This window comes from Glycomyces endophyticus (assembly GCF_039531525.1).
Lineage (GTDB): Bacteria > Actinomycetota > Actinomycetes > Mycobacteriales > Micromonosporaceae > Glycomyces > Glycomyces endophyticus.
Genome location: NZ_BAAAQF010000006.1, coordinates 81491 through 104527, shown reverse-complemented (window position 1 = coordinate 104527; position 23037 = coordinate 81491). Strand labels below are relative to the sequence as shown.

The following is a 23037-nucleotide window of genomic DNA, read 5'->3' as shown; positions in this document are numbered from 1 at the left end:
CGGCGCGCGATAGCGCCGTGCCCCGCCCCGCCCCGCGAACTAAGCTGAGGCCGCAAGCTTCCGATCCAGTCTTAGAGAGGGGCCGACTGTGCGGATCGCGCGGATCGCTCACCCCACCGGCATGTCGTTCGCAGTCCTCGAAGGGGAGGGGCCCGGGGCCACCGCCGCGGAGATCGAAGGGCACCCGTTCGCGCAGATCAAGCTCACCGGCCAGCGCTGGGCGCTCGACGACGTGCGGCTGCTCGCCCCGATCCTGCCGTCGAAGGTCGTGTGCGTGGGCCGCAACTACGCCGACCACGCCGCCGAGCTCGGCAACGAGGTCCCCAAGGAGCCGCTGATCTTCCTCAAGCCCTCGACCTCGGTCATCGGCCCCGGCGAGGCGATCCGCCTCCCGGCCGTGTCCGACCAGGTCGAGCACGAGGCCGAGCTCGCGGTCGTCATCGGCCTGCACGGCGCCCGCGGCCTCGACCGCGAGGCCGCCAAGAGCGCGATCTACGGCTACACGTGCGCGAATGACGTGACCGCCCGCGACCTGCAGAAGCAGGACGTGCAGTTCACGCGCGCCAAGGGCTTCGACTCGTTCTGCCCGCTCGGCCCCTGGATCGAGACCGACGCCGAGGTCGCCGACGCCGAGGTCCGGTGCGAGGTGAACGGCGAGGTCCGCCAGCTCGGCACCACCAAGGACATGGTGTTCGACCCGGCCACGCTCGTCGCCTACGTCTCCCAGATCATGACGCTCATCCCCGGCGACGTGGTGCTCACCGGCACGCCCGCCGGCGTGGGGCCGCTCCAGGCCGGCGAGACCGTCTCCATCTCCGTCGCCGGCCTCGGCACGCTGACCAACAAGGTGATCGCCAGTGAGTGACGTCCGCACCCGCTTCTGCCCCAGCCCGACCGGGACCCCGCACGTCGGCCTGGTCCGCACCTGCCTGTTCTCGTGGGGCTACGCCCGCGCCAAGGGCGGCGAGTTCGTGTTCCGCATCGAGGACACCGACGCGGCCCGCGACTCCGAGGAGTCCTACGAGCAGCTCCTCGACGCCCTCTCGTGGCTCGGCATGACCTGGGACGAGGGCCCCGACATCGGCGGCCCGTACGCGCCCTACCGGCAGTCGCAGCGCCTCGACGTGTACGCCGACGTCATCGCGAAGCTCCTCGCCGGCGGCTACGCCTACGAGGCGTTCTCCACCAACGAGGAGGTCGAGGCCCGGCACAAGGCCGCCGGCCGCGACCCGAAGCTCGGCTACGACAACTTCGACCGCGACCTCACCGAGGACCAGAAGGCCGCCTACCGCGCCGAGGGCCGCACGCCCGTGCTGCGGATGCGGATGCCGAACGAGGACATCGTCTTCCAGGACGCGGTGCGCGGCGAGGTCCGCACGCCCGCGGGCACCGTCCCCGACTACGTGATCGCGCGCGGCGACGGCTCGCCGCTGTACACGCTGACCAACCCGGTCGACGACGCGCTCATGAAGGTCAACATGGTCACCCGCGGCGAGGACCTCCTGCCCTCGACGCCGCGCCAGATCGTGCTGTGGCGCGCGCTGGTCGAACTCGGCCTGGCCGAGGGCGAGCCCGAGTACGCGCACCTGCCGCTCATCGTGGACGAGCGCGGCAAGAAGATGTCCAAGCGCGACCCGCGCTCGAACCTCCTGCAGTACAAGGAGGCCGGGTACCTGCCCGAGGGCGTCCTCAACTACGTGGCGACGCTCGGCTGGTCGATCTCGGGCGACCGCGACACGTTCACCGTGGCGGAGTTCCTGGAGGCGTTCGACCTCCATGACGTCAAGTCGAACCCGGCGAGGTTCGACGAGAAGAAGTTCGACTCGATCTGCGGCGACCACTTCCGCCTGACCGACACCGCCGAGCTGACCGCCATGCTGCTGCCGCGGCTGCGGGAGGCCGGCCTGGTCGGCGAGGTCCCGACCGCGGCCGACATGCACGTCCTGGACGTGGCCGTGCCGCTGGTCCAGGAGCGGTGCACGACCCTCTCGCAGGCCGTGGAGATGCTCCGGTTCCTGTTCTGCGGCACCGAGGTCGCGATCGACGAGGACAGCGCGAAGAAGACCTTCAAGGACGACGCCGCGCAGGTCCTCGACGCCTCGATCGCCGCCCTGGAGGGCATCGAGTGGACCACCCCGGCGATCGAGGAGGCCCTCAAGGCCGCCCTCGTCGACGGCATGGGCCTGAAGCCCCGCAAGGCGTTCGGCCCGGTCCGGGTGGCGATCAGCGGCAAGACCGTGTCGCCGCCGCTGTACGAGTCCATGGAGCTCCTGGGCGCCGAGGTGAGCCTGGCGCGCCTGCGCGCCGCCCGCGCGACCCTGTAAGCGGCGCACAGGGAAGAGTCATAGAGAGCGGCCCCGCTCGTCGGCGCGGGGCCGCTTCTGCTGTCGGTCGCCGGTTCGGTCTTCGGGCCGATGCTACCGGAGCGCCCGCCGGATCACCTGCGCCGCAACCGATCCCGAGCGCCACTCGACAGCGGCCGCCCGTGCGCGGACACTACTGTGCAATGCATGGTACTGTCTTATGCATGGACCGATCGCAACTGCTGAAGGGCCTGCTCGACATCATCGTGCTGCGCGTCCTCGACAACGAGGACGGCTACGGCTACGAGATCCTGCACCGCCTCCGGAAGGCCGGGTTCGACGACCTCGGCGACGCCTCGGTCTACGGCACGCTCCGGCGCCTGTACCGGGCGGGCTACCTCTCCACCTACGTGCAGCCGAGCGAGTCGGGGCCGCACCGCAAGTACTACTCGCTGACCGAGCCGGGCCGGAAGTACCTCCGCGAGATGCGCGACGCCTGGGAAGACGTCAGCGCCAAGATGCAGCACCTGTTCGACGTTCCCACGAAGGGCTGAGACCATGACCGAATCCCCCCGGAGCACGGAGATCGCGGCCTACCTGGCCGCCGTCGAGCGCCGCCTGAGCGACCTGCCCGCGGTCATCCGCGACGACCTGATGACGGACCTGGACTCGCACCTCGCCGAGGTCGCGGCCGACCTGCCGCCCGGGACCACCCTCGTCGACCTGCTCGGCGCGCCCGAGGCCTACGCCCGCGAGCTGCGCGAGACCGCCGAGGTCCCCAAGGCCCCGGCCGGGGAGCGGCTCCGCAGCCGCTTCAAGGAGCTGACCGCGCCGGTCGCCGCCCGGACCCGCGCCGCCGCCGACCGCTACGCCGCGAGCACCGGCCACGCCGACGCCGCCGACCTCGCCGGGCGGCTGCGCCCGGGCTGGTGGGCGGTGCGCGGCGTCCTCGTGGCGGCCCTGTTCGTCTACTGGCTCTCCGCGGCCCAGTACGGCGTCACCGGCTTCCAAGTCCTCGGCTCGCTGCCCGGGCTCATCCTGCTCGTCGCCGCCGTCCTCGTCGGGATGTGGGCCTCGCTGCGGATCGGCGCCCGGTCCCTGGAGTGGGGCCGCGACCGCCGGCGCTGGACCGCGGCCGCGGGGCTCGCGATCGTCGCACTCTCGGCCTACCAGTTCGCCTGGTTCCTCGGCGTCCCCACGGTCGAGTACGTCGAGACCGACTACACCGGCGACGCGCAGGTCGACGACGTCTACGTCTACGACGAGCACGGCGAGCTCCTGACCGGCGTGTACCTGCTCGACGAGCACGGGTACCCGATCCAGCTCGGCGACCCGTGGGCCTGCACGAACCAGCTCGGCGAGCCGTACGCCACCGCCGACGACCGCTACGGCTACCAGTACCCGCTGTGCATGGTCGACGGCGAACTCCCGATGGACCCGACCCCGAGCGAGTCCCCGAGCGGCACGCCGACCGACTTCCCGAGCGAGTCGCCGACCGAGCTCGCGACCGACCCCTCGACCACCCCCGAGGAGCCCGCGACGGACTCGGCCGCCCCGACGGAGCTCCCTTTGGAGACCACCACGAAGTGACCCGCCCGAACCACCGGCCCCGTCTGCACCAGGACGGGGCCGGTCCGCCGCGTCATGTGACATTGCTCTCGGTGGACCTAAGTGGAAGAAAGTAGGAGCGCCCCGGCGACCGTCAATGGGCCGTTCGGAGGAGCCGTCCGGTCCGGGTTCCCGACCTATCGGGCACCGCTCGCGATACTCCCGCTATCGGGCGAGACGGGTACACGAGCCGTTCCGGTACAGGCGGCGATATGCCGTATTGTCACCGTTACTCAGCGGTACGGTCGCGGGGTTTCGCGCTTCTAGGGTTACCCCCGATGTTTACCCGCATGAAGACGACCCGAGCCAAGCACCGCTCCGACGAGCCCCGCCCCGGCGGGCTCCGGCACGTGGTGCGCACCCGGGTGTTCGTGTCCGCCGCCGCCGTACTGCTCGCAGTCGGCTCGGCGAGCAGCGCGAGCGCCGCGATCATCGCGACCGACGACCCCACGGCCCAGGAACTGCGGGCCGAGGAGATCGTCGCGGACGCCGGCACCGCCGACCGGCAGTGGGACGACGTGGACACGATGACGAGCATCCTGCCCGAGAAGGCGGAGGCCGCACCGGAGACCGCGCAGTCCGACCCGGCCGAGGTCCCCGTCGAGGAGGAAGAGGAGGCACCCGCCGAGGACACGGCGTCCGAGGAGTCCTCCGGCTCCAGCGTCGACATCTCCGCCGAGTGCTCCGACTACTCCGGCAACCAGGCCATCGGCTGCACGATGACCCTCGACGCCGGATGGGACATGGGCGAGTTCCAGTGCCTCGTGGACCTGTGGAACCGCGAGTCGGGCTGGGACGAGACCGCCTACAACTCCGGTTCGGGCGCGTACGGCATCCCGCAGTCGCTCCCGGGCGACAAGATGGCCGCCAACGGCGACGACTGGGAGACCAACCCGGCCACCCAGATCGCCTGGGGCCTCGACTACATCGACGGCCGCTACGGCAGCCCGTGCAGCGCGTGGTCGCACAGCGAGTCCAACGGCTGGTACTAGCAGCCGCATAACCTGAGATCCCGCGAACCCGGAGTTCGCTGACCCTGGGAGGCCCTGGCGCAGACGCGCCGGGGCCTCCTGTCGTTCCCCCAGCGCCCCTTCGAGCCGGACCCCGCGCTGCTCCCTCAGCCGCCGGACTCCATCGAGGCCGCGCGCACCGAGCGCAGGAGGAGCCGCGGGTCGCCGAGCATCCGCTTGAGGCGGCGTTCGAGCCCCGCGATCGGGGTGAGGTTCTGGGGCGCCCTGGCGTCCTTGTGCGCGGCCGAGCCGAGCGGCGGGAGCGCCGCCGCGGTGGCGTCCGCGAGGGCGATCGCGGCCTCCTCGGAGAGGTCGTCGGAGGCCTCCAGGCGCGCCACCCCCGACCAGCCGCGCGAGCTCGTGCCGGGGAGCCGCAGGTACCACGTGTAGCGGGGCCAGCCCGACACCAGGTGGAACACGGGGGTGCGCTGGCCGGGGGCGAGGCGCTCGACCACGGCGTTCTGCTCGCCCTTGAGGTAGGACCGCGAGTGGCTCTTGATGTAGCCCACGGCGTTCGAGAGCTGGTCGCGACCGCGCAGCGGCCCGTCGAGGACCGCCAGCTCCGCGTCCATCGCCACCGTCGAGGCCACCTTCGCCTCCAGCTCGATCATCGCCCGCTGCGCGGCCGCGATGAGCTCGGCCGGATCGGCGGACTCGACCTCCCGGTACGGGTACCGCCCGAAGTCCGCGCCGGGGTCCACGGCCGCGAACAGGCCGCGCCCCACGTCGGCCTCGGCCACGGCCGAGACCTTCCCGTCGAGGTCGCACGCGACCGCGCCCGCGGCCCACGAGACGCACACGCCGGGCCAGCGGTCCCCGCCGTCGAGCAGTTCGACACGGGCGTCCACGCGGCGCACCCCGTCGACCACGACGAGCCGCCGCGGCCCGCTCGCGGGCGCGTCGATCGGCCGCCAGTCGGCCGGCTCCAGCTCGATCCCGGGCTCCACGATCGCCGCGTTGCCGCGCGTGGGCGACTCCGGGTTGTCCGCGAAGGACGGGTCCCAGGCGTCGACGGTGATCTGCAAGGCGCACCCGCTTTCAGGTCGATTGCGGCCCAGCCTACTTCCCGCCGTCGAGACCCGAGCGCCCCGTCGAGGTCCGGTCGCCCACCCCGGTGGGAGCCTCCGGCGGCCGCCGGAGCAGTGCAGCACCCCGCGGCGCCCCGTCCGGCGGTGCGTCAGGACCAGGTCTTCTCCACGTGCGAGCCCTTGGCGTCCTTCGTGATCCGGAACCGCACCGGCACCCGCTCGGCCAGCTCCGCCACGTGCGTCACCAGGCCCACCGTGCGCCCGGCCGACAGCGTCAGCGCCTCCAGGGTCGTCGCCACGGCGTCGAGCGTCTCCGGGTCGAGCGTGCCGAAGCCCTCGTCCAGGATGATCGACTCCAGGCTGGCCCCGTGCCGCGCCAGGCTCGCCAGCTGGTCGCTCAGCGCGAGCGCCAGCGACAGCGAGGCCGCGAACGTCTCGCCGCCCGAGAGGCTCCGCGCCGGGCGCGCCATGTCGGCGTCGTGGTGGTCGACCACCCAGAAGTCCTGGTCCCGGTAGATCAGGTCGTACTGCCCGGACGTGATCTGGTTGAGCATCACCGTCGCGCCGGCCACCAGCTCGTCGAGCGCCTCCGACAGGAGCCACTCCATGAACCGCCGCGCCTCCAAGTGCGAGGCCAGAGCCTTCGCGACCTCGGCCTCGTGCGCGAAGCGCCGCGTCTCCGCCTCCAGGTCCACGCGCTGGCGGCGGGCCTCGGCGAGCCGCGCGGACGCGGCCCTGGCGGTCTCGACCGCGGCGGCGTGCCGGGCGACGTAGTCGCCGCCGGTACCGGTGCGCGTGACGTCGACGTCCAACTCGCCCAGGGCGAGCCGCAGCTCGCCGCGGAGCGTGCCGGCGCGGCCGTCGAGGCCGGCCAGCTCGGTCCGGGCCGACTCCCGCTCGCTGCCGGCCCGCTCCAGCGAGGCCTTGGCCCAGTCGACGAGGGCCTCCCAGCTCGCGGCCAGGTCGTCCCCGGCCGCGGGCGGCGCGAGCACGGCCACCTGGTCGCGGGCGTGCTGGAACTCCTTCCACGCCCGCTGCTGGCGCTCGTCGGCGGTCTGCTTGCGCTTCTCGGCCTCGCGCAGGGCCCGCCGCGCGGCCTTCAGGGCCGCGCTGGTGCCCGCGAGCTGCTGGCGGGCCTCCTCGGAGGACGACCGGCGGGCCTGGAGCGCGGGCGGCTCGTCGACGCCTTCGAGGCGCTTCTTGAGCCGCCCCTCGGCCAGGCGCAGCTCGGTGAGCCGCTCCTCGTAGTTCTCGAGCTTCGTCTGGAGCGCGACGACGGCGGCCTGCGCGTCCCGGTGCTCGATCGTGGCCGTGCGCGAGGCCTCCTCGGCCTGCTGCATGGACTCCGACAGGTCGTGCTCGGGCACCCGGTCGACCGGGCGGTCGCACACGGGGCACTCGTCGCCGATCGCGAGCCCGGCCCGGAGCGTTCCGGCGAGCTCGGCCATCCGGACCTTGTGGAGGGACGCGTGCTGGATCTCGACCTCCTCGCCGGCGGCCTCCTCCAGCTCCTTCGCCTCGGCGAACTGGTCGCGCAGCTCCTCGGTCAGCTCCAGGCCGGTCTTCAGCTTCGACGCCGTCTCGGCGAGCTCGGCCCACGCCTTCAGCTGGCGCTCGATGAGCCCCAGGTCGAGGCCGTCGAGCTCGGCGCGCAGCCGCTCGTCCTCGGTCTCGGTCGCCTCGACCTCGGCGGCCTTCGTCGCGACCGCGGCGGCCGCGTCGGCGAGCTGCGCGGCGATGTCGGCGACCCCGTCGGGCCGCTTGATGTACGTCAGCGACGCCAGGTTCGCCTCGGCCTCGGCGAGCCGACGCCGGGCGCCTTCGACGGCCGCGGCGAGCCCGTCGAGGGCGTTCGCCTTGTCCCGCACCGGCTCGGTGAGCTTCTCCAGCTGCTCGACCCGCTCGGCCGCGGCCGCCAGTTCGGCGTCGGCGACGGCCGGGACCCGCGCGAGCTGCGCTTCGAGGGTCTTCATCGCGGTGGTCGCCGCGTCCCGCTTCGCGCCCGCGAGCTGCTGCACGCGCCGGTACACGCTGTGCCCCAGCAGGTTCTCCAGGATCTTGCGCCGGTCGGCGGGGGAGGCGTGGAGGAACTCCGCGAACTCGCCCTGGGGGAGGAGCACGCACTTGGTGAACTGCTCGAACGGCAGCCCGATCACGCGCTCCGCGGCGTTCGAGACCTCGCTGGGGCTGCCCGCGAGCGCCCTTCCGAGGCCCTCGACCAGGGCCTCGTCGTCGGCCGGGTCCACCCCTTCGGGCAGCTGCTCCAGTGCGGCCGTGGTCGTCTTGACCTTCCCGTTCCGGTCCCGGCGCAGGATGCGGGTCGCCACGTAGTGGGTGCCGGCGGCGGCGAACACGAGCCGCACCCGGCCCTCCACCGCGGACGGCGCGAGGGCGTTCTGCGTGGTGTTCACCCGCCACCGCGGCGTGCGCCCGTACAGCGCGAAGCAGATCGCGTCGAGCACGGTGGACTTCCCGGCCCCGGTGGGCCCGGTGAGCGCGAAGAAGTCCACGTCGGTGAAGTCGAAGGTCTCCGCGCCCGTGTACGACGCGAACCCGTTGAGGTCCAACCGGATCGGACGCATCAGGCCTCCTCGGCGACGGTCTGGGTGTCCTCGTACAGCTGCGAGAACAGCTTCGCCACGGCCGGGTCGTCGTGGCCGTTCTCGGCGAGGTACACGCCGAACAGCTCGCCGGGGCTGCGCCCGGAGCGGCGCTCGCGCGGCGCGGACTGCTCCAGGCGCATGACCGGGTCGATGTGGATCTGGACGGCGTTGGGGAACAGGTCGGCGACCTCGCCGCGCAGGCCCGCCCGCGCGGGCTCGGTCACGAAGACCCGCAGCCAGGCCCGCTCGTCGGCCTCGGCCTTCGCCAGCTGCTCGAGGTTGCCGCGCACGGTCTGGAGCGGCACGGCCTCGGTCAGCGGCACGGTCCGGACCTTCGCGGGGACCCCGGCGCTGACCTCGACGATCGCGACGCTCGGCGTGTGGTCCTCCTCGCCGAAGTCCACGGCGACCGGCGCGCCGGAGTAGCGGATCGGGCAGGGCCCCACGACCGCCTGGGCCCGGTGCAGGTGCCCCAGGGCCACATAGGAGGTGGTCGGCGGGAAGATCGCGGCGGGCACGGCGTAGTCGGCGACGGTGTGCACCTCGCGCTCGCCGCCTCCGACCTTGCCGCCGACGACGGTGAGGTGGCCGGTGAACAGGTTGACGGTGTCGGCGCCGAAGTCCTGCGTGAGCGCGGCGACGAGGCGGCGCAGGTGGTCGGCGTAGTTCGCCTCGGCCCCGGCCGCGCCGAGCTCGAACAGCTCGGCGGCGCGCACGGCGTGGCGCTGCGCGATGAACGGCAGGGCGGCGCACTTCCACCGCTCGCCGTCCCTCGTCTCGCCGGTGACGATGTGGTCGGCGGCCTTGCCGAGGCTGCCACGCAGGTGGATGCCGGCGGCGTGGGCCCAGGCCCGCAGCGCCTCCAGGGCCTTGCCGTTGTCGTGGTTGCCCGCGACGACGACGACCTCGGCCCCGGTGCCCTGCAGCGCGGAGAGGGCCGTGAACAGGAGCTTCTGCGCGTCGCTGGAGGGCGAGGCGGTGTCGAACAGGTCGCCGGCGACGATCACCAGGTCGATTTCCTCCGCCCTGGCGATCTCGACCATCTGCCTGAAGACCGCGCGCTGCTCGTCGAGGCGCGGGCGGCCCTTCAATGTGACGCCGACGTGCCAGTCGGACGTGTGGAGAATCCGCAAGTGGTGCCCCCCTCTGGGCGATGCTCGCGAGCCGTGGGCCGGCTCAGAACGGAATGTCGTCCTCGTCGTCTCCGGCGAGGTCGAAGGGGTCGACCTTGGCGGTGGCGGAGAGTGCGCGGCCCGACCGCGAGGCGGCGGTCGGCGCGGACCCCGCCTCGGCGGGGCGGGTGGCCCAGGCGGGGAACGGGAAGTTCACCACCAGCGGGACCGGGAGCTCGGGCTGGGCCACGAACATGGTGCCGGGCTTGGCCATGAGCACGCGCATGCGCTGCGCCTGGGTGAGGAACCCGTACTCGGGCCGGGTGGCCTCGGCCGCGTCGAGGCGGCCGACGACGCGGATCGCCGAGTTCGAGGCGATGCGGCGCTCCACTTCGGACGCGGTCTGCTGGGCGCCGATGAGGATGACCCCTAGGGACCGGCCGCGCTCGGCGATGTCGAGCAGGATGTCCTTGATGGGGCTGGTGCCCTCGCGCGGGGCGTACTTGTTCAGCTCGTCGAGGACCACGAACTGGAGCGGCCTGGCGGTGCCGGCCTTCTCCTTGCGCTCGAACTCGCTGCGCAGCACCACGCCGACGACGAACCGCTGCGCCCGGTCGGGCAGGTTGTGCAGGTCGACCACGGTGACCTGCGCGTCGGACGACAGCGCCGCGCCGCGCGGCGGCAGGTCGCCGCGGATGAGGCGGCCGATGTCGCGGCCGGAGGCGATGAGCCGCCGGATGAACGCGTTGACGGTGCCCAGGCCGATCGCCGACCCGGCCCACTCGGTGCGGGTCTCGTCGTCGGCGAGCCGCTCGCACACGAGGTCGACGAGGTCCCGGTAGCTGGTGAGCAGCCGCCCGTCGACGCTGATCGCGCCGTTGTCCTTGGGCCGGGCCTCTTTGCGGAGCCGGGCCGCCACCTGGTGGACGACCATCGTGTACTGCTGGCGGTCGTCGTCGCCGTCGGCGAACACGAACGGCAGCAGGTTGAGCTGGCAGAACTCGGCGAGCGTCCAGTAGAACGCGTCGACGCCGGTGGACCGGCACGCCACGTCGGGGACGCCGTTCGAGTCGCCCTCGCGCGGGGGCGCGAGCACCTCCACGGACTTGAACGCGCCGGGCTCCATGCCCAGGCGCCGGTACGAGTCGCGCACCGTCTCGTCGATCTTCGTGTTGTCGTGGTCGAGGAGCAGCAGGTCCTCGCCCTTGACGTTGAAGATGAGCGCCTTCGTGTTCGCGGCCTCGGCGCCCAGGGCGCCCGAGTGCAGCAGCGAGTACAGCATCCACGTCGCGAACGAGGTCTTCGTGGCGACGCCGGAGATGCCCGAGATCGAGACGTGCGCGCCGCGGGTGCCGTCGAGGAAGTCCGGGTTCAGGAACACCGGCTGGCCGTCGCGCGAGAACCCGAGGGGCACCTGGCGGGCCATGCCGTCGAAGTACAGGGCCCGGTCGCGGTCCTCGCCGGTGGCCCGCTGGACCTCGGCGCCGGGACGCGGCGGCACGAACACCTCGGGCTCCACGCGCGTCACCGTGACCTCGGCGGCCTCCTGCACCTGCGCCGGGAGCAGGCCCCCGGCGATGTCGAACACGTCGGAGTCGAACTGGGCGCCCTCGTGGCGGCTGCGCACCGAGGTGACGACGCCGGAGATGCGGACCGTGCCGACCCCGGGGACCTGGCGCTCGGTGGTGAGCACGTCGTCGAGCTGCGCGTACGCCTCCGGGCCGACCCCGACCCAGAACGACAGGGGCGTCGCGTCCTCCGTGCCCAGCACGCGGCCCACCGAATCACTCATCCACAGATCCTCGCAGATAGCGCAGGATGAGATTGCCCCCGGCTTCGAGGACGTGTCGCAGGCGAAGCGGCGTCGCGTCGGCCGCGGCCGCGCCCTCGGCGATCCGCATCGGACCGGCCCCCACGAGCAGCGGCGACAACGTCAGGTCCAGCTCGTCGGCGAGCCCTGCGGCGATCAGGCCGCCGAAGACGTGCGGCCCGCCCTCGCACAGGATCTGCCGCAGGCCCTGCGCCCGCAGCGCCGCGACGGCCGCGCGGAAGTCGATCCCGCCCACCCCCACCGCGATCACGTCGGCCACCTCGCGGAACGGGTCGAGCCGCTCCTCCTGGAGGTCCGCCGGGCACAGCAGGATCGGGCGCCGCGGCGCCTCCGTGAAGATCCCCGCCTTCGGGTCGAGGCTCGCCGTGCGGGTCGCGATCGCCATCACCGGCACCTCCGGCAGGCCCTGCTCGCGCCGCCACGCCTTGCGCTCCTCCGAGAGCACCAGCGGCCCGTACCCCTCGGCCCGGACCGTCCCCGACCCCGCCAGCAGCACGTCGCACCTGGCGCGCAGGACCTTGAAGACCCGCTTGTCGTCCTCACCCGAAAGGGGGCCCGACAGGCCCTCCAGGGTCGCCGCGCCGTCGGCGCTGGACACGAAGTTCACCCGCAGCCAGTCCGGCTCGGGGGGCGCGTACGCCGCGTAGACCTCGTCGTCGGTCAGTTCATCGAGTTTTCGGTACAGCACGTCTGCCACCGCTGCAACCTAGCCCACCCCTCCGACAGCGGATTCGGCGAACTCGGCCCGACGCGCCCCTGAATCCGTAAACTCACTCGCGTTGCGTCGCGCACCGGTCGCTGAACGTGACCGATCGCCGTCCGGCGCAACCACACCCGAACGAAGGAGACGAAGATGTCCGCCGCACGCAGGATCACCACCGGACTCGCCGCGACCGGCGCCGCCGTCGCCGCGGCCACCGCGCTCACCGCCGGGCCCGCCGCGGCCGCGCCCGAGGCCGGCACGTGCGAGGCCGGCTACGTCTGCATGTGGGAGGACGCCGGCTACGGCGGCGACAAGTGGGTCAACTGGCAGCCCTCCGGCACCGGCCAGATCTTCGAGATCGGCGGCTGGAACGGCGACAACGAGATCAGCTCCGCCCTCAACCGCACCGGCTGGGCGATCGTCGTCTACGCCGACGACGGCGCCCAGGGCGACTCCTACTGCATCCACGCCTACCAGCCCATCCAGAACTTCAAGGAAGTGGGCTTCAACGACGACGCCGAGAGCCTCATGACCCAGGGCTCCTGCTGACGCGCGCCGCCTGGCGGCGGCCCGCCGCCGTCAGGCCCCCAGCACCCGCTCCAGGTACGGGTTCGCGAAGCGCCGCTCCGGGTCCGCCCCGTCCCGCACCCGCCGGAAGTCCTCGAAGTGCTTGTACCGCCGCGAGAGCTGCTCGGCCCCCAGCGTGTGCATCTTCCCCCAGTGCGGGCGCCCCTCCGCCGCGTCGAACACCGCCTCGCAGTCCCGGAAGTACGGCACGTGGTCGTGCCCGTGGAACTGGTGCACCGCCACGTACGCCGTCCGCCGCCCCTGCGCCGTCGACAGCCAGATGTCGTCGGCCGCCGCGAACCGCACCTCCACCGGGAACGACACCGTGTGCGCCTCGCGCCCCACGAGCGCGTGCAGCTCCCGCAGCACCGACGGCAGCGCCTCCCGCGGCAGCGCGTACTCCATCTCCCGGAACACCACCGACCGCGGCGACGTGAAGATCTTGTGCGACACGTCGGTGTACTCCCGGGCGCTCCACACCCGGCCCGCCACCCGGTTCAGCCGCGGCACCATCCCCGGGAACCGCACCCCCACCCGGTTGCTCGCCGAGAACAGCGTGTTCTCCGTGAACCCCTCGTTCCACCAGTACGACAGGCGGCTCGGCGCCCGGCTCGGCTCCGACATCGCGTGCCGGTTGTTCCGCTTCGTCAGCGTCCGGTCCGTGTGCGGGAACCAGTAGAACTCGAAGTGGTCGTTCTCCGCCACCAGCTCGTCCAGGCCCTCCAGCACCGCGTCCAGGCGCTCGGGCCGCTCCACCGCGTGCAGCCGGAACGCCGGCACGCACTGGAGCGTCACCTCCGCGATCACCCCCACCGCGCCCAGCCCCAGCCGCGCCGCCGCGAACAGCTCCGGCCGCTCGAACTCCGTACACTGCACGGTCTCGCCGCTCGCCAGCACCAGCTTCAAGCCCTTGACCTGCCACGCGAAGCCCCGGTACCGATCGCCCGTGCCGTGCGTCCCCGTCGAGATCGCCCCCGAGATCGTCTGCCGGTCGATGTCGCCCATGTTCTCCAGCGCCAGCCCGTGCGCGTCCAGGACCTGGTTCAACCGCCACAGCGGCATCCCCGCCTCCACGGTCACCAGCCCCGACTTCGGGTCCACCGACACCACCTCGTCGAGCCCGCCCATGTCCACGCGCACCCCGTCGGGGGCCGCGATCCCGCTGAACGAGTGCCCCGCGCCCACGGCCTTGACTCGCAGCCCGTCCTCGCCGGCCGCGACCACCGCGGCCGACAGCTCCTCCAGGCCCTCCGGGCGCACGGTCCGCACCGGCTCCGCGGCCTCCGTGCCCGACCAGTTCTGCCAGCGCGAGTTCTCGACGACGGGGGTCCCCATGGCGGCAGTCCTTCCAACGGCTCTGTTGAATACGAGGTGTACTTCACGGTAGCTTTCATCTAACCCCAACTGAGCTGCAGAAGGGAAGTCGCATGGGTGACAAGGGAGTAGCGGGCTCGCCGGGGGCCGCCGCGCACGCCGCCGCCGACCAGCGGTTCGGCGTCCTCGACCGTGCCACGGCCGGCCTCCAGCCGCCGTTCGCCGCCGTCGATCTGGACGCCTTCGACACGAACGCGGCCATCCTGCGCCGCAACGCGATCGGCAAACCGCTCCGCCTCGCCAGCAAGTCCCTGCGCTGCCGCGCCCTCATGCGCCGCGCCCTCGCCCAGCCCGGGTTCAAGGGCATTCTCGGGTTCACGCTCCCCGAGGCGCTGTGGCTGGCGGAGGAGTTCGACGACGTCGTCGTCGCCTATCCGACCGCCGACACCGACGCGCTCCGCGCGCTGGCGTCCGACGACGAGCTCGCCCGCCGCGTCACGCTCATGGTCGACTCGGTCGAGCACCTCGACTTCCTCGCCCGGCACGTCGAGCCGAACCCGTCGCGGCCGCTGCGGCTGTGCCTCGAACTCGACGTCTCCCTGGAGCTCCTCGGCGGCCGGCTCCACCTGGGCTCCTTCCGGTCCCCCGTCCGCACGCCCGACCAGGCGCTCGACATGGCCCACGAGATCGACAAGCGCCCGGGCGTCTCCCTCGTCGGGATCATGGGCTACGAGGGCCAGATCGCCGGCGTCCAGGACGCCTTCAGCGCCGTGTCGCTGAAGGCCCCGATCGTGCGGCTCATGCAGACCGTCTCCAAGGCCGAGCTCGCCGAGCGCCGCGCCGAGGCCGTCGCCGCGGTCCGCCGCGTCACCGACCTCGAGTTCGTCAACGGCGGCGGCACCGGTTCGGTCATCTCGACCGCGGCCGACCCCTCGGTCACCGAGATCGCGGCCGGGTCCGGCCTGTACTCGCCGGCGCTGTTCGACGGCTACCGCTCGATCCGGCCGCTCCCGGCCGCGTTCTTCGCGCTGCCGGTGGTCCGGCGGCCCAAGCGCGGCATGGTGACCGCGCTCGGCGGCGGCTGGGTCGCCTCGGGCGTGCCCGGTCCCGACCGGCTGCCCAAGCCGTCGTTCCCGGGCGGGCTCCGCTACGTCAAGACCGAGGGCGCGGGCGAGGTCCAGACCCCGCTGCGCGGCCGCGCCGCCGACGCGCTCGCGATCGGCGACCGGGTCTGGATGCGTCACGCGAAGGCCGGCGAGCTGGCCGAGCGGGTGAACACGATCCACCTCGTGCAGCGCGGCGAGGTCGTCGACGAGGTCCCGACCTACCGCGGCGAGGGTTACGCCTTCGTCTGAGCCGGAACGTGAACGGGCCCGGCGGGAGTGATCCCGCCGGGCCCGTCTCGGTTCCCGCTAGTCGTCGCGGCCGCCCGGACCGCCGCCGCCGTCTTCAGGCGTGCACCAGCCGAGCGCCTCCATGATCGGCGTGCACTCCTCGCCCTGGCCGCCGCCGCCCGGCGGCTGCCCGGCCCCGCAGCGGCCGTCGGCCTGGCCGGCCGCGGTGGCGCAGTACGGGCTGTCGTGGTCGATGGTGCCGTCGGCGTTGACGATGTCGTCGACGATGGCGCTGCCCTGCGGTTCGGCCTGCGTCCAGTCGACCTTGTCGTAGTCCTTGGCGTCGATGGCGCCTTCCATGAACTGCTTCCACACGGGATAGCTCAGGGTGCCGCCGAAGAGGTTGTCGGTGCCGCCGTTCTTGTTCAAGAGCGGCGCCGACTCGGCGGTGGCGTTGCCGACCCACGTGGCGATGCTGAGCTGCTTGATCGCGCCGACGTACCAGGTGTGGGCGTTGGCGTCGTCGTAGCCGTCCCAGTTGGCCTCCCACGTACCGGTCTTGCCGGTGTAGGGGTGGTCGATCGCGCCGGCGTCGCCGTCGATGGTGGAGCCGACCCACTGGAGGTTGCGGGCGATGCTCGCGTCCATGGCCTGGGTCTGCTCCAGGTCGCGGATGGTCGGGACCTCGTTCCCGTTGCGGTCGAGGACCTTCTCGACGAAGTGCGTCTCGTTGTAGGTGCCGTCGTTCGCGATGGTGGCGTACACGGTCGCCATGTCCGTCACGGAGGTCGGGAACTGGCCGAACCCGATCTCGAAGTCGAACGGGCTGCGGGTGTCGTCGAGGTTCAGCGGCGTCCGGATCGGGTTCTGGTCGTCGTCGTAGCCGTTGACCGAGGCGAGCGGGTCGATGTTGCCGTTGACGTCGGTGATGTAGCCCTCGTCCGTCTCCACGGTGTTGTGCACCGTGTAGGTGATCGTGCCGTCGTCCTCGATGTAGAACCGGTAGATGTCGCCGGAGGAGGTGGCCTGCATGGTCCGCAGGCCCATCCTGATCGCGGTCTCGAGGACGGTCGTGGCGCCGTAGTCCTCGGCGATCGCGTACATCGGGGTGTTGCGCGAGTTGCGGACCGCGTCGGTGAGGGTCATGTCGGTGTTCTCGGTGCGGCCGGCGTTGCTGACCGGTCCGGCGTCGCCGCGGGCCTCGAACTCGCGCGGCGAGTCGGAGTTCCACCACGAGTCGATCGAGGCGCCTTCGAGGATCGCCGTGGCGGCGGTGACCATCTTGAACGTCGACGACGGCGGGTGCGGGTTCTCGATGCCGGCCTTGTCGATGCCGAGGCCGTTGTCCCCGCCGTAGTAGCCGAGGACCCGGCCGGAGCCCGGTTCGACGGCGACGACCGCGTCGGCCATCGAGCCGTACTGCTCGAACAGCGCGGCCTCCTCGTTCGTGTCCTCGAACTCGAAGAAGCCGTCCTCGTTCACGTACTCGGCCGCAGCCGCGCGCTCGGTGACGACCTCGTCTGCGTCGTTGACGAGCTGGCCCTCGTCGTTCTCCTTGCGCTTGAGGTCGCCGCGGCTGGCGGTCTCGACGGCGAGCGACTGGATCTCCTGGTCGAGGGTGAGCACCACGGTGTAGCCGCCGGTGCCCTCCTTCTCGCCGTAGAAGTCCTCCTGCGTGAGGCCGTAGCGGCTCTCGAGCTCGTCCCAGATGTAGCCGTCGGTCGGGTTCGTAATGAAGCCGGTCGAGGTGTTGTGGCCCCAGGTGCCCGGGTTCTGGAGCACGTCGCGGGTCTCGGGCATCCCGGCGTCGAGCTCGGCCTGCACCGCGGCGATCTGCTCGTCGCTGAGGTCGTCGGTGAGGGTGAGCAGCTGCTCCATGCCGTGCGTCCACCGGTCGAGCGGAGCGGTGTCGCCCTCCTCGACCAGGCGCGGGTCGAAGGAGCCGTCGCCTGCCTTGACCTGCATGGCGAGCATGACGCCCTGGCCGAAGGTGAGCTCTTCGAGCGGCACGCCGAACCAGATCTGGGCGGCGGCGGCGATGCCGTAGCTGCCGCGGCCGTAGAAGTTGAGGTTGAGGTAGTGGAGGAGGATCGTCTCCTTGGAGTACTGCTGCTCCAGCTTCATCGCCATGACGGCCTCGCGGGCCTTGCGGCCGTACGACATGTCGTCGCGGATGTCCTGGACCATGCCCGCGTACTGCTGGCTGATCGTGGACGCGCCCTGGGTGTCGCCGCCGGTGATGTTGTTGACGAGGGCGCGCATGGTGCCCTTGTAGTCGACGCCGTCGTGCTCGAAGAAGTCCTTGTCCTCCAACGCGAGCAGCGACCAGATGACCTCGTCGGGCAGCTCCTCGTAGGTGTCGACGAGCTTCCGGGTGTACTCGCCGTACCCGGCGATGATCGCGCCGTCGGAGTAGGCGATCGAGGTGGACTCGCCGAACTTGAGGTCCTGCGGGGCGGGCACGTTCTGGAAGAACCAGGAGCCGGCCACGGTGACCGCGCCGAGCATCATCAGGCAGACCATGATGAGGGCCGCGTAGACGCGGCGGCGGCGCACGGAGATCTGCTTCTTGCGCTTCTTCCCGCCGGGCGGCGGCGTGCCGGGGGCCGTCTTGGGCCTGGCCGCGCCGACGACGGAGGCGCGCCCGACACCGGCCCGGCCGGCGGCCGGGGGACCTGCGGGCGGCGGCCCGGCGGGCGCGCCGGACGGCGGTCCCATCGGAGGAGGGGGCGGACCCATGGGAGGCAGCGGCGGTCCCATGGGCGGCGGCGGGACGGCGCGGCCGGGCGGCGGCCCGGGAGGGAGTCCCTGGGGCCGTGCCGGAGGCGTCGCCTGGAAGCCGGGGCGCGGTCCTGCCGGAGGTCCTGCGGGAGATCCGGGAGGTCCGGCCGAGTGGCCCGAGGGGCGGTAAACGTCGCTCATGCTCAACCATCCACGAGTTGTGAGGTGCCGGTCCCCGGCGCATGGCCCGGGGCGGCTTCGGCGAGCGCTGCCGAAGGGTGGTGGGTCCGGCCGGCACCCGCAGAACCTTGGATGCTAGCTGACCACGCCCGGTAGGCGAGGAGTGCTCGGCTTCGCGGGTGAGGAAGGCCGCTTATCGCCCACCTTAGACCGCCCATGCGACCCCCTCCTCGACCCGTCGTGCCTGGTACCGCCCTATGCCTCGACATACCGGACAAGCCGCCCGATCACGGCCGATCAGGCCCGTGACTCATTTCACCACTCCTCGGGCGGCCTGCCGACCCGAATAGATGCAGCCGCCCAGGAACGTGCCCTCCAGCGACCGGTACCCGTGCATGCCGCCACCGCCGAACCCGGCCGCCTCGCCCGCGGCGTACAGCCCCGGCAGCGGCTCCCCGTCGTCCTTCAGCACCCGCCCGTCCAGATCGGTGTGCAGCCCGCCCAGCGTCTTGCGCGTCAGGATGTTCAGCCGCACCCCGATGAGCGGTCCGGCCTTCGGATCGAGCAGGCGGTGCGGCGACGCCACCCGGATCAGCTTGTCGCCCCGGTAGTTCCGCGCGCCTCTCAAGGCCGTGACCTGCAGGTCCTTCGTGAACTTGTTCCCCATCTCGGCGTCCCTGGCCTCGACCGCGGCCCGCACCGTCTCGTACTCCAGCAGGTTGTCCCCGCTGATCGAGTTCATCCGCGCCACCAGCTCCGGCAGCGTCTCCGCCACCGCGAAGTCCGCCCCGTGCTTCTTGAACGCCTCCACCGGCCCGGGCGCGCCCGGCAGCACCCGCTTCAGCAGCAGCTTGAGGTCCTTCCCGGTCAGGTCCGGGTTCTGCTCCGACCCCGAGAGCGCGAACTCCTTCTCCAGGATCTTCTGCGTCAGCACGAACCAGGTGTACTCGTAGCCCGTGGTCGCGATGTGCTCCAGCGTCCCGAGGGTGTCGAACCCGGGGAAGTAAGGAGCGGGCAGCCGCTTCCCCGTCGCGTCCAGCCACAGGGAGGAGGGCCCGGGAAGGATGCGGATCCCGTGGTGGGGCCAGATGGGATCCCAGTTCTCGATGCCCTCCGTGTAATGCCACATCCGGTCCCGGTTGATCAGCTCCGCGCCGGCGTCCTCCGCGATCCCGAGCATCCGCCCGTCCACGTGCGCCGGCACCCCCGAGATCAACCGCTTCGGCGCGGTCCCCAGCCGCTCCGGCCAGTTCTTGCGCACCAGATCGAAGTTCCCCCCGATTCCGCCCGACGCCACGAGCACCGCCCCGGCCTCGATCTCGAACTCCCCGAGCGACTCCCGAGACGTCGAGGCGCCCCGCTGCGACTCGTCCGGAGCGAGCAGCGTCCCCGCCACACCGGTGACGGCGCCGTCGGTCACGACGAGCCGATCCACCCGGTGCCGGAACTTCAGCTGCAGCTTCCCGTCGACGACCGCCTGCTCGACCAGCCGCACGAACGGCGCGATGACCCCGGGCCCGGTGCCCCACGTGATGTGGAACCGCGGCACGGAGTTTCCGTGCCCCTGCGCGGTGTACCCGCCCCGCTCGGCCCACCCGACGACCGGGAAGAACCGCACCCCCAGCGAGTGCAGCCAGGCCCGCTTCTCGCCCGAAGCGAAGTCCACGTACGCCTCGGCCCACTTTCGCGGCCACGCGTCCTCCGCCCGATCGAACCCGGCGGTCCCGACCCAGTCCTGCCAGGCCAGCTCATGCGAGTCCTTGATCCCCATGAACCGCTGCTCCGGCGAGTCGACCAGGAACAACCCTCCGAACGACCAGAACGCCTGCCCCCCAAGCGACTGCTGGCCCTCCTGATCGACGATCGTCACCGTCTTCCCGAGCCGCACCAACTCAGAGGCAGCCACCAACCCGGCCAACCCACCCCCGACAACGACGACATCAGTGTCCATCGCCCGAACCCTCTCAAGTGGCCTCACGGCATAGAATCTCGCTTTACGAGCCTGTTCCAGGAGGTTACGGCAGCAGATGACACAGGGCAAGGACATCGCGCCAGGAGACGAGGCGACCCGCACCGAGATCCAGGCGGTCTGGGGTGGCGCCCTCCAAGGTGGCATTCTTCCTGCTAAGCGATCCGATTCGGTCCTGATCTTCTCCGACCCCAGTCGCGGCGAGCAGTACGGCTACTACGACGGCTGGCTCCCCGACGACGGCGACGGCCCGGTGTACGAGTACACCGGGCAGGGCCAGATCGGCGACCAGGAGATGCTGCGCGGCAACAAGGCCATCAGGGAGTATCAAGCCGATGGCACGACGCTGCGCGTGTTCGTAGCCTCGCGAAGAAGACGTCAGGGGCCGCAGGTATTCAAGTACCTCGGCGAATTCGAGCTCGACGAGGCCGAACCTGTCTACGAGCGCCTAGTGCACGATGCCACCGATCGTGAGCGGGTCGTATTCATGTTCCGCCTGCGGCCGAAGGCCGGAACGGTCGTGGACGAGGCCTACGCTCTCCCGCCCGCGAGCCGGACCGAGATCACTCAATGGGCCCCGCTGGGAGAGATCGGACGATTTCGAGGCAAGCATGCGAGGCCCCAGGGGAGCCGGCGGATCGCTCCCGAGCGAAACCTCAACACGCGGACCACCCGATCTGCGAGCGAGGCGGTCACGGTGCGACGCCTTGAGGCGGAGTTGTGTGCACGCTTCGAAAAGTTTCTAGCGGACAAGAACCATGACGTCTGCCGGTTCGAGATCAGAGTCAAGGGCGAGCCGGGGATCATGCGCACCGACACCTGCGACGAGACCGATCGGGTGCTTTACGAAGCCAAGGGCGATGCGTCCAGAGGCCGTGTCCGCGAGGCTATCGGACAACTTGCGGACTACAGGCGGCATTTGCTTCCGAAGCGGGAACGATGCGCGGTCCTGTTGCCGAACAGGCCGACCCCAGACGTCGAGAACCTGATCGATACCTCGGGACTCGCACTCGTCTATGAGGAGAACGGCGAGTTCATTGGGTGGCCTGTCAGCGGTTCCTGAGGATCGACAGGACCTTCTTCGTTGTGCCGGTTTCGGCGATGAGGGGGAGGATTCGGGTGGTGGTGTGGTGGTGGGATTCGGGGGATAGGTCGGTTGTGGCGTCGGTGGGGATGGTGACGTTGTAGCCGTGCTCGTGGGCTGAGCGGGCGGTGGACTCTACTCCGAGGCTGGTGGCTATGCCGGTGATGACGAGCTGGGTGATGCGTCGGCGGCGGAGGTGGAGGTCGAGGTCGGTGCCGTGGAAGGAGCCCCAGTTTCGCTTGGTGATGATGATGTCTTCAAGGTGGCCGGCGAGCGGGTCGATGAGGTCGTCCCAGCCTTCGGGGAGGGGTTGGGGGCTGCGGGGGCCGAGGTCGGTGCGGCCGGGGGTGGCGTCGGCGCCGTCGGGGCTGAAGGTGAAGCGGGTCAGGAAGACCGGGAGGTGGTGTGCCCGGAAGGCGTCGGCGAGGGTGATGGTGTGGTCGATGACCTGGCTGAGCGGGTGGGGTGCGGTGGGGCGGGCGGCGCTTCCTTTCTGCAGGTCGATCACGAGCAGGGCGGTGCGGTCGTCGAGAACGGTGATCGGCATGCCGGTCTCCTTGTGGGTTCTGGTCAGGGAGTGGTGAGGCGTTCGAGGAGGGTCAGGGCTTCGGACAGGGTGCGTCGTTCGGCGGGAGTCAGGCGTTCCTGGATGGCGTTGGTGAGCCACTCGTCGCCTTCTTGTTGAGCGCCTTCGAACATCGCCCTGCCGGAGTCGGTGAGGGCGATCAGTTGACGGCGGCGGTCGCCGGGGTCGGGGCGGCGCTGCACGAGGTCGCGTTCCTCGAGGGCGGTGAGCGTGGGGACCACCGCTTGCGGGCGGACCCGTTCCGCCGCGGCGAGGTCGCTGGCTGAAGCCTCTCCTTCCTTGCCCAGCCGGCTGAGGATCGAAGCTTGCGATGGTGTCAGGCCCTGGTTGTCGGAGAGCTCCTTGAAGCGCCGGTAGAGGCGGCCGAACACCGTCCGCAGCTCGCGAGCCAGGCGCGGCGCGGGTGTGTCGGTCGCGGGATGGGGTTGTGCCATCCCGCGACCTTATATCTTCAAGTTGGGTTGTTCAAGTTGGGTTGGCTAAATGGGTCCTTGGGGTGCCGGTGGTGGTGGCGAGGGGTCTGGAGGTGAGGGAGATTCGAGCGGGGGTGGGGGTGGGAGTTCCCATGCCGCGTGGCGGAGCTGGGTGACCAGGTGGTCGGCCGCGGTCTCGATGTCCTCCTTGCGGAGCTTGTCGGGGAGGCGGTTCGAGGCGATGCGGGAGAGGATCAGGACGTTGAGTGCGGTCTCGCGGAGGAGTGTGGGGAGCGGAATCCGGTTGCGGGCTCCGGCGAGGGTCGTGATCGAGTCGGCGAGGTCGTCGAGTTCTGGAGCTGACATCGGTGTCTCCTGCATCTTTGGTTGTTGTGCAGTTGTCGGTGGAGTGATGTTGCGGAAAGTGTAGAGACGACCACCGACAGTTTCGGATGGTGGGTGAGCTGGTTCATATAGAGGCCGCGCCCGGCCCCACCTGGCCGGGCGCGGCCCTCGGTGCCGGGCGCTGGAGTCCTGGGGAGACTGCGCGCGACACCGGATCGGGTCAGGTCTTGGCTGCCGACGCGGTGAGTCGGTAGGTGCCGCAAGGGAAGCGGATCGGGCAGCGGTAGTGCGCCGAGCAGGTGAGGCACCAGGGCGGAATGCCGCCG

Annotated in this window: 19 protein-coding genes; 8 read left to right on the top strand and 11 right to left on the bottom strand. The window is 71.3% G+C overall.

All coding sequences use genetic code 11. The features are described 5' to 3' along the window. Window positions 1–88: 88 nt before the first annotated feature. The 5 genes from ABD419_RS10530 (at window position 89) to ABD419_RS10510 (ending at window position 4903) form a co-directional block, all read left to right on the top strand. A complete protein-coding gene (locus ABD419_RS10530; RefSeq protein ID WP_344485623.1) occupies window positions 89–865 on the top strand; it encodes a fumarylacetoacetate hydrolase family protein in 777 nt (258 codons plus the stop codon). Continuing rightward, a complete protein-coding gene (gene gltX / locus ABD419_RS10525) occupies window positions 858–2324 on the top strand; it encodes a glutamate--tRNA ligase (protein ID WP_344485621.1) in 1467 nt (488 codons plus the stop codon). Before ABD419_RS10530 ends, gltX begins: the two co-directional genes overlap by 8 nt. A gap of 203 nt (window positions 2325–2527) precedes the next feature. Further along, the gene (locus ABD419_RS10520) at window positions 2528–2857 is read left to right on the top strand and encodes a PadR family transcriptional regulator (RefSeq protein ID WP_344485619.1); all 330 of its coding nucleotides are present in this window, start codon (window positions 2528–2530) and stop codon (window positions 2855–2857) included. A 4-nt stretch (window positions 2858–2861) separates the two neighbouring features. Beyond that, window positions 2862–3893, top strand: coding sequence for an HAAS signaling domain-containing protein (locus ABD419_RS10515; RefSeq protein WP_344485616.1), 1032 nt, complete (start codon window positions 2862–2864; stop codon window positions 3891–3893). Between the two features lie 308 nt (window positions 3894–4201). After that, complete coding sequence (locus tag ABD419_RS10510; RefSeq protein ID WP_344485614.1) at window positions 4202–4903, top strand: aggregation-promoting factor C-terminal-like domain-containing protein; 702 nt, start codon at window positions 4202–4204, stop codon at window positions 4901–4903. Between the two features lie 125 nt (window positions 4904–5028). Here ABD419_RS10510 and ABD419_RS10505 read toward each other — a convergent pair whose 3' ends face one another. From ABD419_RS10505 to ABD419_RS10485, 5 genes are all read right to left on the bottom strand, one after another. Next, complete coding sequence (locus tag ABD419_RS10505) at window positions 5029–5946, bottom strand: hypothetical protein (protein ID WP_344485611.1); 918 nt, start codon at window positions 5944–5946, stop codon at window positions 5029–5031. Between the two features lie 152 nt (window positions 5947–6098). Further along, window positions 6099–8531: an AAA family ATPase gene (locus ABD419_RS10500; RefSeq protein ID WP_344485608.1), complete on the bottom strand. Its 2433-nt coding sequence runs from the start codon at window positions 8529–8531 to the stop codon at window positions 6099–6101. Next, window positions 8531–9685: an exonuclease SbcCD subunit D gene (locus tag ABD419_RS10495; RefSeq protein WP_344485605.1), complete on the bottom strand. Its 1155-nt coding sequence runs from the start codon at window positions 9683–9685 to the stop codon at window positions 8531–8533. The genes ABD419_RS10500 and ABD419_RS10495 overlap by 1 nt, the downstream gene beginning before the upstream one ends. A 43-nt stretch (window positions 9686–9728) precedes the next feature. Continuing rightward, entirely contained in the window at window positions 9729–11456 is a 1728-nt protein-coding gene (locus tag ABD419_RS10490; protein ID WP_344485602.1) for an ATP-binding protein, read from the bottom strand. After that, window positions 11449–12192, bottom strand: a complete 744-nt coding sequence (locus tag ABD419_RS10485) for a pyrimidine reductase family protein (protein ID WP_344485599.1) — start codon at window positions 12190–12192, stop codon at window positions 11449–11451. The genes ABD419_RS10490 and ABD419_RS10485 overlap by 8 nt, the downstream gene beginning before the upstream one ends. Window positions 12193–12348: 156 nt before the next feature. Between ABD419_RS10485 and ABD419_RS10480 the strand changes: the two genes are divergently transcribed. Then, window positions 12349–12747, top strand: a complete 399-nt coding sequence (locus ABD419_RS10480) for a peptidase inhibitor family I36 protein (protein ID WP_344485596.1) — start codon at window positions 12349–12351, stop codon at window positions 12745–12747. 30 nt (window positions 12748–12777) lie between these two features. On the opposite strand, the gene ABD419_RS10475 is transcribed toward ABD419_RS10480, so the two are convergent. Further along, the gene (locus tag ABD419_RS10475; RefSeq protein WP_344485593.1) at window positions 12778–14100 is read right to left on the bottom strand and encodes a D-arabinono-1,4-lactone oxidase; all 1323 of its coding nucleotides are present in this window, start codon (window positions 14098–14100) and stop codon (window positions 12778–12780) included. Window positions 14101–14192: 92 nt separating this feature from the next. Here ABD419_RS10475 and ABD419_RS10470 point away from each other — a divergent pair, with 92 nt between their 5' ends. Beyond that, entirely contained in the window at window positions 14193–15434 is a 1242-nt protein-coding gene (locus ABD419_RS10470; RefSeq protein ID WP_344485590.1) for an amino acid deaminase/aldolase, read from the top strand. A 57-nt stretch (window positions 15435–15491) separates the two neighbouring features. Here ABD419_RS10470 and ABD419_RS10465 read toward each other — a convergent pair whose 3' ends face one another. Continuing rightward, entirely contained in the window at window positions 15492–18131 is a 2640-nt protein-coding gene (locus ABD419_RS10465; protein WP_344485588.1) for a transglycosylase domain-containing protein, read from the bottom strand. A gap of 493 nt (window positions 18132–18624) precedes the next feature. Beyond that, window positions 18625–20265 (bottom strand): FAD-binding dehydrogenase, encoded by a 1641-nt coding sequence (locus ABD419_RS10460; protein ID WP_344486121.1) that lies wholly within the window; start codon window positions 20263–20265, stop codon window positions 18625–18627. A gap of 76 nt (window positions 20266–20341) precedes the next feature. Here ABD419_RS10460 and ABD419_RS10455 point away from each other — a divergent pair, with 76 nt between their 5' ends. Continuing rightward, the gene (locus tag ABD419_RS10455) at window positions 20342–21346 is read left to right on the top strand and encodes an SRA domain-containing endonuclease (protein WP_344485585.1); all 1005 of its coding nucleotides are present in this window, start codon (window positions 20342–20344) and stop codon (window positions 21344–21346) included. Here the strand turns inward: ABD419_RS10455 and ABD419_RS10450 are convergent. From ABD419_RS10450 to ABD419_RS10440, 3 genes are read right to left on the bottom strand one after another with little or no spacing between them, the layout of a single operon-like run. After that, on the bottom strand, window positions 21333–21914 hold the full coding sequence (locus ABD419_RS10450) for an isochorismatase family protein (RefSeq protein WP_344485582.1): 582 nt from the start codon (window positions 21912–21914) through the stop codon (window positions 21333–21335). The genes ABD419_RS10455 and ABD419_RS10450 overlap by 14 nt on opposite strands. Window positions 21915–21937: 23 nt before the next feature. Further along, on the bottom strand, window positions 21938–22387 hold the full coding sequence (locus tag ABD419_RS10445) for a MarR family winged helix-turn-helix transcriptional regulator (RefSeq protein ID WP_344485579.1): 450 nt from the start codon (window positions 22385–22387) through the stop codon (window positions 21938–21940). A 45-nt stretch (window positions 22388–22432) separates the two neighbouring features. Then, window positions 22433–22732 (bottom strand): hypothetical protein, encoded by a 300-nt coding sequence (locus tag ABD419_RS10440; RefSeq protein WP_344485577.1) that lies wholly within the window; start codon window positions 22730–22732, stop codon window positions 22433–22435. Window positions 22733–23037 lie beyond the last annotated feature (305 nt).

What these genes read in the sequence shown, in the direction of transcription:
- ABD419_RS10520 (WP_344485619.1), top strand. Translation starts at nt 2,528, where the DNA reads ATGGACCGATCGCAACTGCTGAAGGGCCTGCTCGACATCATCGTGCTG.
- ABD419_RS10515 (WP_344485616.1), top strand. Translation starts at nt 2,862, where the DNA reads ATGACCGAATCCCCCCGGAGCACGGAGATCGCGGCCTACCTGGCCGCC.
- ABD419_RS10510 (WP_344485614.1), top strand. Translation starts at nt 4,202, where the DNA reads ATGAAGACGACCCGAGCCAAGCACCGCTCCGACGAGCCCCGCCCCGGC.
- ABD419_RS10500 (WP_344485608.1), bottom strand. Translation starts at nt 8,531, where the DNA reads ATGCGTCCGATCCGGTTGGACCTCAACGGGTTCGCGTCGTACACGGGC.
- ABD419_RS10490 (WP_344485602.1), bottom strand. Translation starts at nt 11,456, where the DNA reads ATGAGTGATTCGGTGGGCCGCGTGCTGGGCACGGAGGACGCGACGCCC.
- ABD419_RS10480 (WP_344485596.1), top strand. Translation starts at nt 12,349, where the DNA reads ATGTCCGCCGCACGCAGGATCACCACCGGACTCGCCGCGACCGGCGCC.
- ABD419_RS10475 (WP_344485593.1), bottom strand. Translation starts at nt 14,100, where the DNA reads ATGGGGACCCCCGTCGTCGAGAACTCGCGCTGGCAGAACTGGTCGGGC.
- ABD419_RS10470 (WP_344485590.1), top strand. Translation starts at nt 14,193, where the DNA reads ATGGGTGACAAGGGAGTAGCGGGCTCGCCGGGGGCCGCCGCGCACGCC.
- ABD419_RS10465 (WP_344485588.1), bottom strand. Translation starts at nt 18,131, where the DNA reads ATGGGACCGCCGTCCGGCGCGCCCGCCGGGCCGCCGCCCGCAGGTCCC.
- ABD419_RS10460 (WP_344486121.1), bottom strand. Translation starts at nt 20,265, where the DNA reads ATGGACACTGATGTCGTCGTTGTCGGGGGTGGGTTGGCCGGGTTGGTG.
- ABD419_RS10455 (WP_344485585.1), top strand. Translation starts at nt 20,342, where the DNA reads ATGACACAGGGCAAGGACATCGCGCCAGGAGACGAGGCGACCCGCACC.
- ABD419_RS10450 (WP_344485582.1), bottom strand. Translation starts at nt 21,914, where the DNA reads ATGCCGATCACCGTTCTCGACGACCGCACCGCCCTGCTCGTGATCGAC.
- ABD419_RS10445 (WP_344485579.1), bottom strand. Translation starts at nt 22,387, where the DNA reads ATGGCACAACCCCATCCCGCGACCGACACACCCGCGCCGCGCCTGGCT.
- ABD419_RS10440 (WP_344485577.1), bottom strand. Translation starts at nt 22,732, where the DNA reads ATGTCAGCTCCAGAACTCGACGACCTCGCCGACTCGATCACGACCCTC.